The 15,162-nt window shown below is 70.7% G+C and carries 14 protein-coding genes; 3 read left to right on the forward strand and 11 right to left on the reverse strand.

Features of this window, described 5'->3' with window-relative positions; genetic code table 11:
- Positions 1–62 precede the first annotated feature (62 nt).
- From OHB13_RS35845 to OHB13_RS35870, 6 genes are all read right to left on the reverse strand, one after another.
- Entirely contained in the window at positions 63–1,373 is a 1,311-nt protein-coding gene (locus OHB13_RS35845) for an alpha-glucosidase/alpha-galactosidase (RefSeq protein WP_328379964.1), read from the reverse strand.
- A complete protein-coding gene (locus OHB13_RS35850) occupies positions 1,370–2,326 on the reverse strand; it encodes a carbohydrate kinase family protein (protein WP_328379965.1) in 957 nt (318 codons plus the stop codon). The genes OHB13_RS35845 and OHB13_RS35850 overlap by 4 nt, the downstream gene beginning before the upstream one ends.
- A gap of 134 nt (positions 2,327–2,460) precedes the next feature.
- Positions 2,461–3,357: a carbohydrate ABC transporter permease gene (locus tag OHB13_RS35855; RefSeq protein ID WP_266861512.1), complete on the reverse strand. Its 897-nt coding sequence runs from the start codon at positions 3,355–3,357 to the stop codon at positions 2,461–2,463.
- Entirely contained in the window at positions 3,354–4,307 is a 954-nt protein-coding gene (locus tag OHB13_RS35860; protein ID WP_266861510.1) for a carbohydrate ABC transporter permease, read from the reverse strand. Before OHB13_RS35860 ends, OHB13_RS35855 begins: the two co-directional genes overlap by 4 nt.
- A gap of 13 nt (positions 4,308–4,320) precedes the next feature.
- On the reverse strand, positions 4,321–5,652 hold the full coding sequence (locus tag OHB13_RS35865) for an ABC transporter substrate-binding protein (RefSeq protein ID WP_266861508.1): 1,332 nt from the start codon (positions 5,650–5,652) through the stop codon (positions 4,321–4,323).
- A gap of 192 nt (positions 5,653–5,844) precedes the next feature.
- On the reverse strand, positions 5,845–6,684 hold the full coding sequence (locus OHB13_RS35870; protein WP_406347458.1) for an endo alpha-1,4 polygalactosaminidase: 840 nt from the start codon (positions 6,682–6,684) through the stop codon (positions 5,845–5,847).
- Positions 6,685–7,009: 325 nt separating this feature from the next.
- On the opposite strand from OHB13_RS35870, the gene OHB13_RS35875 reads away from it, so the two are divergent.
- Complete coding sequence (locus tag OHB13_RS35875) at positions 7,010–7,768, forward strand: DeoR/GlpR family DNA-binding transcription regulator (protein ID WP_266861504.1); 759 nt, start codon at positions 7,010–7,012, stop codon at positions 7,766–7,768.
- Positions 7,769–7,801: 33 nt separating this feature from the next.
- Here the strand turns inward: OHB13_RS35875 and OHB13_RS35880 are convergent, their stop codons facing one another.
- Together OHB13_RS35880 and OHB13_RS35885 are read right to left on the reverse strand one after the other, a co-directional pair.
- Positions 7,802–8,161, reverse strand: a complete 360-nt coding sequence (locus OHB13_RS35880) for a hypothetical protein (RefSeq protein WP_328379967.1) — start codon at positions 8,159–8,161, stop codon at positions 7,802–7,804.
- A 181-nt stretch (positions 8,162–8,342) separates the two neighbouring features.
- Positions 8,343–9,377 carry a cytochrome c oxidase assembly protein gene (locus OHB13_RS35885; RefSeq protein ID WP_328379968.1) on the reverse strand — a complete coding sequence of 345 codons (1,035 nt, stop codon included), beginning with the start codon at positions 9,375–9,377 and terminating at the stop codon, positions 8,343–8,345.
- Positions 9,378–9,678: 301 nt separating this feature from the next.
- On the opposite strand from OHB13_RS35885, the gene OHB13_RS35890 reads away from it, so the two are divergent.
- Positions 9,679–10,908: an aromatic acid exporter family protein gene (locus tag OHB13_RS35890; RefSeq protein ID WP_266861499.1), complete on the forward strand. Its 1,230-nt coding sequence runs from the start codon at positions 9,679–9,681 to the stop codon at positions 10,906–10,908.
- Positions 10,909–10,982: 74 nt separating this feature from the next.
- Here OHB13_RS35890 and OHB13_RS35895 read toward each other — a convergent pair whose 3' ends face one another.
- A complete protein-coding gene (locus OHB13_RS35895; RefSeq protein ID WP_328380471.1) occupies positions 10,983–11,540 on the reverse strand; it encodes a TetR/AcrR family transcriptional regulator in 558 nt (185 codons plus the stop codon).
- A gap of 240 nt (positions 11,541–11,780) precedes the next feature.
- Here OHB13_RS35895 and OHB13_RS35900 point away from each other — a divergent pair, with 240 nt between their 5' ends.
- Entirely contained in the window at positions 11,781–12,218 is a 438-nt protein-coding gene (locus OHB13_RS35900; RefSeq protein WP_328379969.1) for a protein-tyrosine phosphatase family protein, read from the forward strand.
- Between the two features lie 83 nt (positions 12,219–12,301).
- On the opposite strand, the gene OHB13_RS35905 is transcribed toward OHB13_RS35900, so the two are convergent.
- Positions 12,302–13,771 carry an FGGY-family carbohydrate kinase gene (locus tag OHB13_RS35905; RefSeq protein ID WP_266861494.1) on the reverse strand — a complete coding sequence of 490 codons (1,470 nt, stop codon included), beginning with the start codon at positions 13,769–13,771 and terminating at the stop codon, positions 12,302–12,304.
- 54 nt (positions 13,772–13,825) lie between these two features.
- A complete protein-coding gene (locus OHB13_RS35910; RefSeq protein WP_266861493.1) occupies positions 13,826–15,160 on the reverse strand; it encodes an MFS transporter in 1,335 nt (444 codons plus the stop codon).
- Between the last annotated feature and the right edge of the window lie 2 nt (positions 15,161–15,162).

A 15,162-nucleotide genomic window follows, 5' to 3' on the forward strand; every position in this document is an offset into this window, starting at 1 on the left:
GTCGCCGGCAGGGGGGTCCGTGCCCTGCCGGCGGCCTGATCCGAACGGAAAGGGCCCCGCGGTCAGTGGCCCAGAACGGCGCGCAGCGACGGCTGAAGCGCATCGCCGTGGGCCCGCACCATGTCGTCGCACAGATCCCAGATCCGTTCGACGGGCAGGGCCGCGGCGGTCGCCGGGTCGGTCATCGCGGCCTGCCGGACATGGCGCGGCTCGTCGTACAGAGCGGCGCGGACGACGAGGTCGTTCGCGCTCAGATATGTGCGGTTGAGTGCGGCACACTGTGCGGGCAGCGCACCGATACGGGTGGGCTGCACGCCCAGTGAATCGACCAGGCACGGGACTTCGACGGTCCCCGAAGCGGGGAGATTGTCGATGAGCCCGCGGTTGGGCACATTGCCGTAGACGGTGCGGGGGGTGCCCGTGACGATGCTGTGGATGACCTGTGGGGCGTACTCCATGGTTCCCTCGACGGGGAGCGGCGCCCCGGACGCGAGGGCGGCCCGTGTCTTCTCGTACTCCGCGACATTCTCGTCGACGATGCCCAGATAGGCGCCGACCGGCAGCCGCAGCCGCTCGATCTCGTCGGCGTGGTGCAGATACCAGGGCACGTACTCGGCGGAGTGCTCGCTGGTCTCCGTCGGATAGTGGCCCAGGCGCCGGTACATGTCGACCCGGACCCGGCGGCGCAGCTGGGGGTCGTCCGCCACCAGGGCGTCCAGCCGGGGGTAGAGGTCCGTCCCGCCCTGCTCGAAACGGAGCACCCACGCCTGGTGGTTGACGCCCGCGGCGAGGTAGCTGACGTCCTCGTACGCGACGCCCACCAGGTCGGAGAGGTCCCGCATGGTCCAGTACACCGAGTGGCACAGCCCCACGACGCGGGTCAGTCCGGTGGCCTGGGTGAGGTACTGGATGTTCATCGCCATGGGGTTGGTGTAGTTGAGCAGCCAGGCGTCGGGGCAGAGTTCGGAGATGTCCTCGCCGAGGGACTTGAGGAGGGGGAAGGTGCGCAGCGCGCGGAAGATGCCGCCGATGCCCAGTGTGTCGCCGATGGTCTGCCGCAAGCCGTAGCGTGCGGGCACTTCGAAGTCGGTACGGGTGGCCTCGCCCATGCCGACCTGGACGATGTTGATGACGAAGTCGGCGCCGTCCAGGGCCGCACGCCGCTCCGCGTGGGAGGTGATCCGCGGCGACGCGCCCCGCTCGGCAGCGATGTGGCGGGCGGCGCCGTCGGCGGTGGCCAGCCGCTCCGCGTCGATGTCGTGCAGGGCGATGTGGACGTCCGTCAGCTCGGGGAAGGCGAAGAGGTCCGCCAGCAGCCCCTGGGTGAAGACGACGCTTCCGGCGCCGATGAACGCGATCTTCGTGGTGGTCATGAGTGGTTCTCTCCGTTGTCGGTGACGGCTGCGACGGCTTCGTCCCAGGTGGGCTGCGCGGCGGTGCCGCCATGGGCGCGGGTGGACAGAGCGCCGCAGGCCGCGGCGAGTTCGAGGGCCCGGGCGGTCGGCAGACCTGCCAGGAAGGCGGCGACGAACCCGGCGTCGAAACTGTCGCCCGCGCCGACCGTGTCCCTCGGCCTGACCGGTATCGCGCGGGTGCGCGACAGAACGCTGCCGTCGTGGGCGAGAGCCCCTTCGGCCCCGTCCTTCACCACGACCAGTGGCCCTTGAGCGGCCAGCCGGGCGGCTGCCTCGTCCAGCGAACCGGCCGGGGGACCGGCCAGTGCACGCGCTTCCCGGGCGTTCGGCAGCAGGATGCCGGTGACCGCCAGGACCTCGCTCAGACCGGCCGGCCGCCACTCCCCGGACGGGTCGTCATTGGTGTCCAGCGAGGTGGTCGCGCCATGGCCACGTGCGGTGCGCAGCAGACCGGGCAGCGCATGGGCCAGCTCCGGCATCAGGAAGTACGAGGCAGCGTGCACATGGCGGCAGTTGGCGAGCAGCGTATCGGGGATGTCGTCACCGCAGGTCGCGCCCAGGGTGCCCGGCGCCGTGAGGATGGCCCGGTCGTCGCCTTCGGTCAGCACCGCGGTGAGCGGGGTGGCCAGTTCCGGGTCGCTGACCAGGGCGTCCGTGTTGACGCCCCGGGCGGCCAGGGCGCCCCGGACGAAGTGCCCGGCGTCGTCGTCCCCGACGCGTCCGGCGAAGGCGACGCTGAGGCCGAGCCTGGCGGCCCCGCACGCCATGATGGCGCCGGAGCCGCCGAGCGTGAGGACGCCCGTGTCGACGAGCTGCTCGCGCTGCCCGAAGGCGAGAGGCGCACGGAGGGGGCCGAGGACGACGTCGGGGTTGGCGTCCCCGATGACGAGAAGGTCGAAAGAGTGCGGCATACGGCTTCCTGGAGTCGCGGTGAGAAGGTAAGGAGCGGTCGGGAGGCGTGAGCGGTCAGCGGGGCCGAGTGTCCGGACGCGGCTGCGAGGCCCGCGACGAACCCGGCTGCGGGGCAGCGGAGTTCAGATGGGCTTCAGCCCTTGAGACCGCTCGACGTGATGGACTGGATGAAGGTCTTCTGCGCCGCCAGGAACGCCAGCAGTACCGGCAGCACCGTGATCACGTTTCCGGCCATCACAGCGGCCCACTGGGTGTGGTGCTGGCCCTGGAAGGTCGTCAGGCCGAGTTGCAAGGTGTACTGGGTGTCGTGGTTGATGGCGATCAGCGGCCAGGTCAGATCGTTCCAGGTGGAGAGGAACGTCAGGACGGCCACGGTGCTCAGCGCCGGCCGTGACAGCGGCAGCACGATGAGGAAGAGGACCCGCAGCCGTGAACAGCCGTCGATCCACGCGGCTTCCTCCAACTCCCTGGGCAGCGACAGGAAGAACTGCCGCAGCAGGAACACCGCGAACGGCGTGACCAGTGACGGGACGATCAGGGCGCCGAGGGTGTCGATCAGGCCGAGGCGCTTCATCACCAGGAACGTGGGAATCATCGTCAGCTGGAACGGGATCGCCATCGTGGCCAGCATCAGCCCCAGCAGCAGGCGGGAACCCCCGAACCGCATCCGGGCGAACGCGTACCCGCCGAGCGAGCCGAACAGCAGATTGGACGCCACCGCCACCGCGGACACGATCAGTGAATTGGCGAACCAGCGCGGGAACATGGCGTTGCCCAGCACATAGCGGTAGCCGCCGAGATGGATTCCCGAGGGCCAGAGGGCGGGCGGGAACTTGTTGATCTCCGCGTTGCTCATCACGGAGCTGAGCAGCAGCCAGATCATCGGCACCGCGAAGAGCAGGGCGAGCGGGGCGAGCAGCAGATGCCAGGCGCTGAACGGCAGCCGCAGGCCCGGCTTCCGCTGCGGGGGCGGTGCCGCCACCGTGGCAGGACGGGCGGTGCGCGGGGGCAGCGGAGAGGTGACGGTCATCGGACGGCTCCTTCGATGGCGGGTCGGCGCCGCCGGACCACGCGCGTCCCTCCGGCGATCACGAGCAGGGCCAGCGCGAGGACGTAGGCGGCCGCCGCTCCGTAGCCGGCGGTGAAGTTCTTGAAGGCCTGCTCCCAGATGAAGTAGACGATCACCGTGGTGGAGCCGAGCGGCCCGCCCTTCGTCGTCACGTACACCAGGTCGAAGACCTGCAGGGCGTTGATGGTCTGCCACAGCAGCAGGAACACGTTGACCGGAGTCAGAGCCGGCAGGACGACATGGCGCAGCAGTTGCAGCCGGCCGGCGCCGTCCAGACGCGCGGCCTCGATCAGGGACTGCGGTACGTCCTGCAGGGCGGCGAGATGGACCACGACGCAGAACCCGGTGCCGCTCCACAGCGAGATCGCCACCAGGACCAGCAGCGCCTGTCCCGGATCGGTGAGGAACCCCTGCGGGGAGACCCCGAGGGCGTGCAGGACCGAGTTGGCGGCGCCGAACTGCGGGTCGAGGATGAACGAGAACAGCACCCCCTGCGCCGTCGCCGAGATGACGAACGGTACGAAGATCAGCGTCCGGTAGAGGCCGACCAGTCTGATGCGCCGGTTGAGGACGAGGGCCAGGGCGAGCCCGAGGACCATGGACAGGGGAACGTAGAGCCCCGTGTACTCCAGGGTGTTCCACACGGCCTGGCTGAAGTGCGGATCCTTGGTGAGCGCACGGTAGTTGTCCAGGCCGACCCAGCGGCTCGGTGTCACCAGGTCGTCGGCCTGGAAGGACAGCAGCACGGACCAGATGACCGGGACGACGCTCAGTCCCAGGATGACGAGGACCGCGGGGGAGATGAAGGCCCAGGCGGTGGCCGATTCGCTGCGGCGCCGGCGGCGCCGGGCGCGCAGCTGCCGTTCGTGGCCGGGATCGGAGAGAGTGAGCGGGGCGGGCAGACCGGGCATGGCGTGAGCCTCCTCAACGCGGTATGAGCAGGGCGGCGTTGGCGTCGTCCGCGCAGCGGCGCAGGGCCTTCGCGGGTGTACTGCGGCCGAGCAGCACGGCGACGATCGCCTCTCCCAGCGCCTGGGAGATCTGCGGGTACGCGGGGTGCGCGGGCCGCACCCGGGCGGACTCCAGCGCCTTGGTGAACACCGCGAGCCCCTCGGTCTTCGCGGCCTTGGCCTTCCAGAGCGGCAGGCTCTGGGTACGCCGGCTCAGCGGCAGGCTCCCGGCCCGGACGTCCCAGCGCACGTCCTGGTCCGGCTCCATCAGCCAGCTCACCAGGGTGCGTGCCGCCTGGACGCGGGCGGAGCCGTTGTCGAAGACCGTCCAGGTGTCGGGTCCCGAGATGGTGACCGGTCTGCCGCTGTAGCTCGGCAGCGGCACCACTTGGTACTCGACGCCTGCCTGGATGATGTCGGGCAGTTGCCACGGGCCGGTGACGACCATGCCCATCCGGCCCGACTGGAAGACCTGGTACATCTGCTCGGTGCCCGGTTTGGGGTCGATGTAGACGCTACGGTCGCGGGCGAGCCCCGCCACCGTCTCCAGGGCCCGCACACCGGCATCGGCGAACCCGATGCTGTGCCCGTTCGGCGCGATCACCTCTCCGCCCAGGTCCCACACCAGTGGCCAGAGCCGCCACACGGTGTCCTCGTCGCCCACCCCCGGCCATCCGGTGCCGAAGACACCCCGCCGGTGGTCGGTGAGGCGCTTGGCGGTCTCCTGGAACTCCCGCCAGGTCCAGCCGGGTTCGGGCAGCGGGATACCGGCGTCGCGGAAGAGCTTCTTGTTGCACACCACGGCGAGCGAGTCGAGCAGTGCCGGCGCGGCCCGTACCCGGTCGTTCACCGTGACGGCCTCGCGCGCGGGGGCCCAGAACTGGCTCCAGGGGACCGGTCCGGAGTGCACGGCGCCGGTCAGGTCGACGACCTGCGGGCTGCGTGCGACTCCTGCAAGGTCCGATCCGAAGACGTAGGCGACATCCGGGTACGAGCCGGAGGCCAGCGCAGCTGTCACCTTCTGCAGCATCGAGTCGGCCAGGACGCCTCCGCCGGAGTCGACCCGGATGTGCGGGTGGGTCCGCTGGAAATCGGCTATCAGCGATTCGATCGCGATACGGCCGGTGTCGGTCTGGCCGTGCCACAGCTCGACCGTGACCCGTCCGTCCGCTCCGACGCCGTCATCGGTGCTCGCGCCACAACCGGGCAGCGTCAGCGCGGCCGAAGCGGCACACGCCAGGCCGGTGCCACGCCGCAGCACCGTACGGCGTGAGGGACCGATGTGGCGGTGATGGCCGACAGCCATCGGGACCTCCAGGGGGAATCAGGGCACGCCGGGGCACCGCATCGGGGCTGCGGGGACGGACGTGCGGGGTATGTGCGCGCGACGGCAGGACCGGGAGAGGACGGACGACAGACGCAGCACGGAAAGGCAGGAAGGCGGGGGAGCGACCCCGGTGCGCCGTGTTCGAGGGGGGCGCACCGGGGAAGTGGGGTGTCAGCAGGTCTTGCGTACGTATCCCTTGCTGCCGCTGGGCGAGACGTCCAGGTCGCGTTCGACGACGCTCAGCCGGTCACCCCAGCCCGTGCAGGCCTTCGACAGGCCCTTGTCCGTGTACTCGATCACGATCACGTTGCTGCCGAACGCGTCGGTGTAGTCGCCGCATTCGTCCCAGGTGCCGCACTCCTCGGCGATGGCGAAGTCCAGGCCGGTCTTCGCGCGGTCGCCGGACAGCTGCGAGGTGTTCTTCTGCGCGATGGCCAGGCCGCGGTCGTGCGCGTGCTGGGAGAGCAGGGTGATGTACGCCTCGGCGTTGGCGGCGCTCAGCAGTTTCGACGAGCGGGTGTAGCTGTCGTAGTTGTCGGGCTCGACGGCCTGGAAACCCTTGTCGGCGCAGCCGTCGATCCAGCCGTCGACCTTCTCGGCCACCCGTCGGCGCTTGTCGGCGGTACGGAGGTCGAGCAGCGCCTCACCCCAGTTCTTGTCGTAGACGACGTCGCCGTTGGCCTTCCGCAGCAGCAGATCGGAGTCCCAGTCCTTCTCGGCGCCCGGCTGGGCCTGAAAGGCGTTGACGTAGCAGATGTTGTACAGACCGGCGGCCGGAGAGGCTTCATGGTCACGGCTGACCACCTTCACCCCGGACGGCGGGGTGTACGCCCCGCCGATCTGGTAGTCGAAGCCTGCATGCACCGGCGGCAGGGCGGGGGAGGAGGCCGCTGAGGCGCCGGCCGGCACGAGCAGCGGGACGGCAGCCGCAGCGGTGACCGCCGCGACAGCGGCGGCCCGGCGTGCCGATGACAGGGACAGCCGGCGCGGCCTTGCGGGAGTGGTGATCATCATCGAGCTCCAGATGATGGAGGGGGTACGTCCCCGCCTCGGACGCTGACAGCGATCCTGGCGACTTTGTCCGGGCTTGCGGCTTGTGAGCCGCCCACCGGCTAGGCGTACCTCTGGCGCCGAATGCTCGAACTCGGCGTTGATCGCAGTAAATCGAGCAGGAATCACCATGTCAAGAGCGCGAACCTGAGCAGTTGGTGCGCACATTCGCTCAGTCGAGGGTGCTCCGACCGGCTCCTAGAGGGCGCCGACCGGTCCGGAGCGGGGCGGAGTTGCGTCATTCGCTCAGAGATGTGCTCATCTTGTGCAGGGTTATGCTCACTCCATGCTGAGAACTGAGCGCCATGCGCGGATACTTGAGCATGTGTCCGTGAAGGGCAGCGTCGATGTCGGGGAGTTGACCGGCCTGCTCGGTGTCTCGGGGGCAACGGTCCGGCGCGACCTCCAGCACCTGAGCGCGCTGAACCTGCTGCGCCGCACACATGGCGGGGCCGCTGTCGGCAGCATCGGCCTGGAAGTGCCGGTGCAGTACCGCGCGGAGCGCAGCAGGCCCGAGAAGCAGGCGATCGCCACGGCGGCGGCCGCGCTGGTGCCGCAAGGGGCCGTCGTCGGGCTGACCGGGGGCACCACCGCCACCGAGATCGCCCGCCTCCTCGCCGAGCGGGGCCCCGTCACCATCGTCACCAACGCGGTGAACATCGCGGCCGAACTCGTCCTGCACCAGCACGTCACGCTGGTCGTCATCGGCGGCAACGCGCGGACCGAGAGCTATGAACTCGTGGGTCCCATCGCCGAGAAGACGCTCGCCGACTACCACATGGACATGACGTTCCTGGGCGTGGACGGCATCAGCGCGGCGCAGGGCTGCACGACGTACGACCAGCTCGAAGCGGCGACGGACCGGGCGTTCGCCGCGAACAGCAGCCGGACGGTCGTCGTCGCGGACCACTCGAAGATCGGACGGACCACCTTCGCGAAGATCTGCCCGCTGTCCGCCGTCGACCATCTGGTCACCGACCGGGAGGCACCGGAACGCGAGTGTGCACGGATCTCCGAGGCCGGGGTCCCCGTGACCGTCGCCTGACACGGTCCCGCGTTCCCCGGCGCGTCCTTGCCGTCAGGCGGCGTTGTTCCCGGACGGCAGGCCCGGCTCCCGGTCGGCCTGGCCGGCCAGCTCCCCCTGGACGAAGGGATCGGCATCGGGGTCGTAGCGCCCGGCGTGGTCGGCGAGCGCTTCCGTGATCCGCTCCCACTCCTCGACCTCCGCCTCCGCACGGGAGTGCTCCCGCCGGGGGCCGTCGCGCCGCGAGTTCGCCTCAACTGTCTGCCGGGCCGCTTCGAGGGCCGCCTTCGCCTGGTGATGGTTGAGGCCCTCGGCACGCTGCCGTACGGAATGCCAGCCCGCCCGCTGCTCGTCGGTGGGCGACTGCGGGTCACCGCTGCCCCGCCCTGTCCCGCGGTCCTGATCAGAACTCATCCCGTTGCCCCATACCCCTCTTGACCTGGTGATCCGGCCGCGGTGGTCCGCAGCCGCATGGCACACCCCGGTACGAGGTGCTGCTGAGGGCCGTCGCCCGCATTATACCTGTCCTGGAAACCGCTGGTCATGCCTGCCGCCGAGAGGCCGGCCCCGGCGGGGTGGCTACGGGCCGGGATGGCTACGGGCGGCCCTGGCGCATCCGGTCACCGACGATTCCGCCGTCGGACTCCCACCAGGGACGGACCCGCTCAGGCTCGGCCGGGTCCTCCTGCGCGGCGATCCCGGACGCCGACGCCATGGGGGACGCGGCCGAGGTGTCGGACGGAACCGGGGTGGCGCGGGGTGCGGCGGGGATCAGTTCGGCGTCCAGACGGCGGTCGAGTGCCACCGTCCTGGCCCGCTCGGAGCGGACCCACTGCGCAAAGATCACCAGCAGGAAGGGCACCCCGACCAGTTCGGCGAGCGTGACCATCGCACCGCCGCCGATCTGCTGGTCCCGCTGCACGCCGGGGGCCCAGGAAGGGGAGTGCCGGCTGTACCAGGTGCCCGCGATCAGAGTGCCGCTGGTCATCACCACGATGCCGGGGACCGCGTCGATGAGCCCGTCGAAGAAGACCATCGCGGCCCGTACCGGATGGCTGCACCAGCTGGGCAGCAGCGCCTCCTCGGTGAGGACCGGCAGCACGAAGAGACATCCGACCAGCAGCAGTTGCAGATACATGAGCTGGTGCAGCGCCCCATGGCGCAGCGCCGTCTCGAAGTACGGCGTGAAGTACACACAGAGCTCCGACACCAGGACCAGCAGCGAACTGACCAGGGGGAAAGCCAGCAGACGGGCGAACTTGCCGGTCACCGCACGGCGCACCCGCGCCGACGCGCGCTCCGGCAGAGCACGGCAGGCCAGCGACAGGGGGTCGCCCAGCGCCAGGCCGAGCGGGGCGATCAGGTCGAGCAGGATGTTCTGCACGGCGGCCGGCCAGAACAGCACCTCGTCGTAGACCGCGAGTGCCGACATCGTGGCCACCACGATCGTGCCGAGACCCAGCAGGGCGAAGACGACCGTACGGCCCGTCGACCACTGCTCGCCGCGCCGCCGCAGCCGCACCACCCCCCAGCCGTACAGCCCGCCCAGAACCAGGACCAGCAGCAGAGCCGGACCGTCGAGCTGCCACATGGCCGGGAACCGGGAAAAGGTCAGATCCGGCAGGTTCATTCCAGACATCCTTACCTCTCGCACCCGCCCGCGAAGACCGCCGTGGGGGCCGTACCACGGTAGTCCCGTGGCATCGGGCACCTCCGTCCGGGGCGCCCAGCGAGTCACCCGCCCGCCCGCGCTCCGTACGCGGCGTCCCGCCGATGATTCCCGCTCCCTCCCCGCCCGGCCGCCGCGACACCCCGGTGCGCCTGTCGGCGCGTCGGTACCGGGCGCCGTCACACTGGCCGCTGTCGTGTGTGGACGGGCGCGCCGCCGCCGGGGTGCACGGAGGCACCACCCGCGCAGGAAGGAACATGGAATGCCTGATGTGTCCGCACCCGTGGTCAAGCTCGTCCAACGGACGGTGGAGCCCATCGGGGCACAGACGCTCCGGTCCACGGCGGCCGCGGTCATCGCGTACGTGGTCGCGCTGGTGGCCCTGCCGCAGCACGCACCACTCACCGCACCGCTGACCGCCCTGCTCGTGGTCCAGGTCACGCTCTACTCGACCATCACCACGGGGGTCAGGCGGGTGAACGCCGTAGTCGTCGGAGTGCTCCTCGCCAGCGGCTTCAGCACGCTCGTCGGACTGACCTGGTGGAGTCTCGGCGTGACGATCTTCACCGGGCTGATCGTGGGGCGGTTGGTGCGCGTGTACGAGTTCGTACCCGAGGTCGCCATCAGCTCCATGCTGGTGCTCGGTGTCTCCCAGGTGGCCGCCACCGCCTGGGACCGGATTCTGGAGACGCTGATCGGTGCGGGTGTGGGACTGCTCTTCAACCTGCTGCTGGCACCGCCGGTCTGGGTCCAGTCCGCCGGCAGCTCCATCGAGGAGATGGCGGAGTCGATGGGCAGGATGCTCCGCGCCATCGGTGCGGAGGCGGAGGGCCACACCCCGGTCGAACAGGCCGCCGCGCGACTGCACGAGGCGCGCAGGCTCGACCACGACATCGTCGAGGTGGACGCGTCGCTCCGGCAGGCCGAGGAGAGCCTGCTGCTCAACCCCCGGGTACGCCAGGGGCTGCTGTCGCGCGTCGTGCTGCGCACCGGTCTGGACACCCTGGAGATCTGCGCCGTCGTGCTGCGAGTGCTGACCCGGACGATGACCGACCTGGCGAAGGAGCGCACCGACGAGCCGCTCTTCCCGGACGACGTGGCCTCGGCCCTGCAGGCGCTGATGAGGGACCTCGCCGACGCTGTCGAGAGCTTCGCCGTACTGATCACCACGCCGGTCGCGCAGAGCGCCCAGGACGCCGAGGCCCGGCTGACGGCCGCACTTGAGGACGCCGGGGTCACCCGCGACCGGGTCGCCCATCTCCTCCTGGAGAACGTGCAGCAGCACCCGCGCCAGTGGCAGCTGCACGGAGCACTGCTGGCCGAGGTCGACCGCATCCTGGACGAACTCGACGTGGAGAAGCGTGCCGAGCGGCTCACCGAGGAGCTGGACCGCCGCACCGTGCAGGTGGGCGAACGCCATCCGCAGCTCGCCTCTGCCGTGCGCCGGCTGCGCGGGACCGCGGTGGCCCGCAAGATCCGCGCCGAGATCTGACCCGCACAGGACTCAGAACCGACCGGCGGTGCCCGTTCTGCACGCCCCCGGTGGCCCCGGACTGCCCGACTCCGTTACGCCACCAGTTCCCGCTGGACGAAGTCGACCAGCAGCTCCCGCATCACGGTCGTCGTCATCCGGGGCGCCCCGGTGAGTACCTGGATCGCCGCCCCGTCGGTCAGCGCGGTGAGCCGCAGCGCGACGTTCTCCGGATCCACCTCCGCCCGGAACACGCCCTGTGACTGCCCGCGCCGCACGATCCGGATCACGGTCGCCTGCCAGCGGGCGTAGAACTCGTTGTGTGCGGCCCGGAATTCGGGTCTGACCACTGATTCCGCCCAGTACTGGCGCCAGATCGACCACTCGTCGCGGATGAAGCCCACCCGTGGGAGCTGCATGTCGATCAGCTTGAGCAGCCGCTCATGGGCGCCGGTGATACGGCGCAGCTCGACGCTCTGCCGGTTGAACGCCTGCTCCACGCAGTACTTGAGCGCCTCGGTGAGCACATCGCTCTTGCCCGGGAAGTAGTAGTGCACGGTGCCGGTGCTCGTGCCGCAGACGCGAGCGATGTCCGAGACCCGCACGGCGTGGAACCCGCGCTCGGCGATCAACTGCCAGGTGGCCTCCAGGATCGCTTCCCTGCGGCCTCCTCCGTGACAAGGCCTGGCGCGGAAGAGCTGACTGACGCATCAGTCAAAAATTCAGCCCGACCCAGGGACCCGAACCGAGGAGGAGCTCAGTGGGGAGCATTTCACCCCGACCTGCGGCTGGGAACAAGACGGGCATCAGGACTGCGAACAGGCCGGGCGGTGGGACGATGGACCGTACGCGGTGCCGCTGCGGGGCGGCCCGATCCGATCCATGGAGGTGCGGTGCCGGAACCGGTCGAGACCTGGGACCCGTCAGCGGCGGGCGTACTGCGACTGCCGTCGGGCCGCCTGGTCCGGGGGCGGGGACTGAGCAGGCCGCTCCCCGCCGGCCTCACACCCACCTTCGCGCTGTACCTGCTGGGCCGTGAACCTGCCGCCGTCGACTGGGAGTCGCGCTGGATCCGCTGGCCCGACTTCCGGCTGCCGGCCGACCGCGCCGCCGCGGCGGGCGCCCTGCGCGAGGCATGGGAACGAGCGGCGCACGAGCGCGTCGAGGTCGCCTGCCACGGCGGCCGCGGCCGCACCGGTACGGCTCTCGCGTGTCTCGCCGTACTGGACGGAGTGCCGGCGGCCGATGCCGTCGGTTACGTCCGTGAGCACTACAACCCGCACGCTGTGGAAACCCTCTGGCAGCGCCGCTTCGTCCGCCGCTTCCGGTAGTACGGTGCCGGGACGCCGGGCAAGTCGGGACGCCGGCAGGGCAGTACAGCGGCCCGGCCCGCGTGCCGGCACCGGAGCCGCACTCATCCCGTGCCCAGCCAGCCCCGTGACCGCAGTTCGGTGACGAACCGTTCGTACGAAGCATCCAGCGCGGCCCGCTCCCGCTCCACCGGATCGACCGTCCGACCCGCGCCCGCCATCGCCGTCACAGCCGCGGAAAGGTCCGGATGGAGCGTGCCCGATGCGGCCAGCAGGGCTGCGCCGAACGCTGTCTCGGCCCGTTCCGCCACGCTCAGCGGCCTGTTGAGCACCGTCGCCCGGATGCTGTTCCACACGGCGCTGCGACTGCCGCCGCCCGCCGCGTACAGCGGACCCCGCACCTCGATCCCCAGTGCCTGCACCCGTTCCACAGCCAGCCGCTCCAGGAAGGCCACTCCCTCCAGCGCCGCCCGGTGCTCATCCGCCTCGTCCCGCGGTGTACCGACGAGAAAGCCGCGCGCCGCGCCGGAGACGAACGGGAACCGCTCGCCCTCGCGGCGCAGCGGGTAGGCGAGACAGCCGGCCGGGCCGCGCGCCTGCGCCGCCGCGTCCAGACCCGGCAGCCGGGCCGCTTCCACCCGGGCGACGGCTTCGCCACCCGTGTTCGAAGCGCCGCCCGGCAGCCACCAGCCGTCCGGGTGGCGATGGCTGTACAGGGCGCCCGCCGGGTCGGTGACCAGCTCGCGGGTCACGCCCTTGAGTACGTACGTCGTCCCCAGCACGCCGACGAACCGGCCGGGGTCCACCGCGCCGGTGGCGATCTGGCCCGCGCAGCCGTCAGTCATCCCGAGCCGGACCTCGCAGCCGACGGGCAGCCCGGTATCGGCGGCGGCCCGCGCCGAAACCGTCCCGCTCCGTGTGCCGGGGGCCTGGACGGCGGGCAGCAGCCGGGAGGGCACATCGAACGCGTCGAAGACCTCGGTGGCCCACTCGCCGGCGCGCGGGTCGTAGCCGGACTTCAGCGCATGGCTCCAGTCGGTGGCCACCGGATGCCCGGTGAGCTTGAGGCCGATGAGGTCCGGGGTATGCAGCACCAACTGGCCGGGGAGGGCGCGGGCCGCGCACCCCACCAGCTTCCCCAGCGCGGCAGTCGGCCCGACCGTCAGCCCCAGCGCCCGCCAGCGTGGTGCGCCCAGCTCCTGGGCGCGGGCGTTGACATCTGCGGCGCTCCGGTCGTCGTACATCAGGGCCGGTCCGGCCGGCTCCCCGTCAGGACCGGCCGGCACCAGGGTCCCCGAGGTGGCGGACACGGCGACGGCGGTCACCTCACGGCCGCCGCCGGGCAGCGCCGCGGTCGCCTTCCGCAGAGCGGCCGAAGTCGCGGGCCACCAGGACCGGGCGTCCTGTTCGCTGCGGCCGCCCTCGTGGCGCTCCGGCGGGGCGATCGGGACGCGGGCCTCGGCGAGTACCCGGCCATGGGCGTCGGCGCACACCACCCGGACCGCGGCGGTGGCCACGTCGACGCCCACGACGACCGGGACGGGCGCGGGCCGGGCGCCGGTGGCGGAACTCATCTGCGGGAAGGGTCCTTTCGTACGCAGGCAGACAGGCGTGTGCGGTTACGCGGGTCAGGTGGCCGGGGCGGTGAGCGGTTCGTCGCCGGCGGCATCGTGCAGGGACTTGCCCTGCTGGATGGCCTCCTCGGACGCCTTCGGCAGTTTGAGGAAGAGCGTCAGGAGAGCAGCGACGACATACAGACCGGCGAAGATCAGCACCACTCCATCGCGGCCCAGCGGGCCGAGGAAGAGCGACACGATCGCGGGCCCCACGAAGGCGGCGCCGCCCGCGCCCAGGTTGAGCAGGGCCATCGCGCCGCCCTTGTTCCCGGGTGCCAGCGACGGCATCAGCGCGGAGATGGGCACGAACCCGGCGAGCGTGGCGCCGTAGACCATGCCGACACCGACCGCGACCCAGTAGTTCCCGGTCAGCAGCTTCGGCACGAAGTACAGCGCGAGGACGCTCAGCGCACAGCCCACCGCACCGAACCAGCCGATGGTGGTGCGCCAGCCGATGCGGTCACTGACCACTCCGAAGAGCAGATTGAAGAAGATGTTGGTGGCGAACATGATCGACAGCAGTCGCAGCCAGTCGCCGTCCGTGAAGCCCATCTCGTCGGTGAAGAACGCGGGCAGGATCACCCAGAGACCGAACTGCGGCGCCGTGTTGATGATGCGGACGACGCAGCCGACGGTGACCTTCGGATGGGTCCACGCGATGGAGAGGCTGCGCGTCAGCGACTGGACCGGCCGGACGCCGGGCGGCGCCAGCCGCGAGAACCCGGTGCGTTCGCGTACCCCGAAGAGGCAGAAGGCCCCACCCACGGCGATCACGCCGAGTGCGATCCACAGCGTGCCGAACTTCCCGAACAGCGGGTTGGTGACGGACGCGGTGAGCGAGCCGAGCGTCGGCAGCCCGCCCGTGAAGGCGAAGTAGAACCAGCCGACGGCCGCACCCAGCCTGGCCACCGGCGCGGTCGCTGTCACCCACACCAGGAACGAGAACGCGAAGAGCGGATAGCCGAAGCCACGCAGTCCGTAGAAGACCAGCATCAGCGGGTAGTTGCCCTGCGCGGCGCCCAGCGAGAGGAACAGGACATCGAAGACGATCCAGACGGTCAGCCCGATCTGCATCACCCGCCGCGGTCCCCACAGCTCGGACAGCGCGCCCGAAAGCCAGGAGGCGAGCATGACGGTCACGCCGTACGCCGTGATCACATAGCTCGCACGGACTTCGCTGCCGGCGCCGTTGGCCTTGATGAACGGAGCGATGAACCCGGACTCGACCCCGTCGCCGATCATGAAGATCAGCACCCCGATGAAGCCGAACAGGAGCGGCCGGGGGATACCGGCGCGGTCCCAGACCGTTCCCGCAGGTGCGGCGGTGCTCGCGGCGGTGCTGCGCATAG

This window comes from Streptomyces sp. NBC_00440, assembly GCF_036014215.1.
GTDB lineage: Bacteria > Actinomycetota > Actinomycetes > Streptomycetales > Streptomycetaceae > Streptomyces.

Excerpts from the sequence above, each read along its gene's own strand:
- OHB13_RS35845 (WP_328379964.1), bottom strand. The coding sequence starts at position 1,373 with ATGACCACCACGAAGATCGCGTTCATCGGCGCCGGAAGCGTCGTCTTC.
- OHB13_RS35880 (WP_328379967.1), bottom strand. The coding sequence starts at position 8,161 with ATGAGTTCTGATCAGGACCGCGGGACAGGGCGGGGCAGCGGTGACCCG.
- OHB13_RS35850 (WP_328379965.1), bottom strand. The coding sequence starts at position 2,326 with ATGCCGCACTCTTTCGACCTTCTCGTCATCGGGGACGCCAACCCCGAC.
- OHB13_RS35870 (WP_406347458.1), bottom strand. The coding sequence starts at position 6,684 with ATGATCACCACTCCCGCAAGGCCGCGCCGGCTGTCCCTGTCATCGGCA.
- OHB13_RS35885 (WP_328379968.1), bottom strand. The coding sequence starts at position 9,377 with ATGAACCTGCCGGATCTGACCTTTTCCCGGTTCCCGGCCATGTGGCAG.
- OHB13_RS35860 (WP_266861510.1), bottom strand. The coding sequence starts at position 4,307 with ATGCCCGGTCTGCCCGCCCCGCTCACTCTCTCCGATCCCGGCCACGAA.
- OHB13_RS35875 (WP_266861504.1), top strand. The coding sequence starts at position 7,010 with ATGCTGAGAACTGAGCGCCATGCGCGGATACTTGAGCATGTGTCCGTG.
- OHB13_RS35890 (WP_266861499.1), top strand. The coding sequence starts at position 9,679 with ATGCCTGATGTGTCCGCACCCGTGGTCAAGCTCGTCCAACGGACGGTG.
- OHB13_RS35905 (WP_266861494.1), bottom strand. The coding sequence starts at position 13,771 with ATGAGTTCCGCCACCGGCGCCCGGCCCGCGCCCGTCCCGGTCGTCGTG.
- OHB13_RS35865 (WP_266861508.1), bottom strand. The coding sequence starts at position 5,652 with ATGGCTGTCGGCCATCACCGCCACATCGGTCCCTCACGCCGTACGGTG.
- OHB13_RS35855 (WP_266861512.1), bottom strand. The coding sequence starts at position 3,357 with ATGACCGTCACCTCTCCGCTGCCCCCGCGCACCGCCCGTCCTGCCACG.
- OHB13_RS35910 (WP_266861493.1), bottom strand. The coding sequence starts at position 15,160 with ATGCGCAGCACCGCCGCGAGCACCGCCGCACCTGCGGGAACGGTCTGG.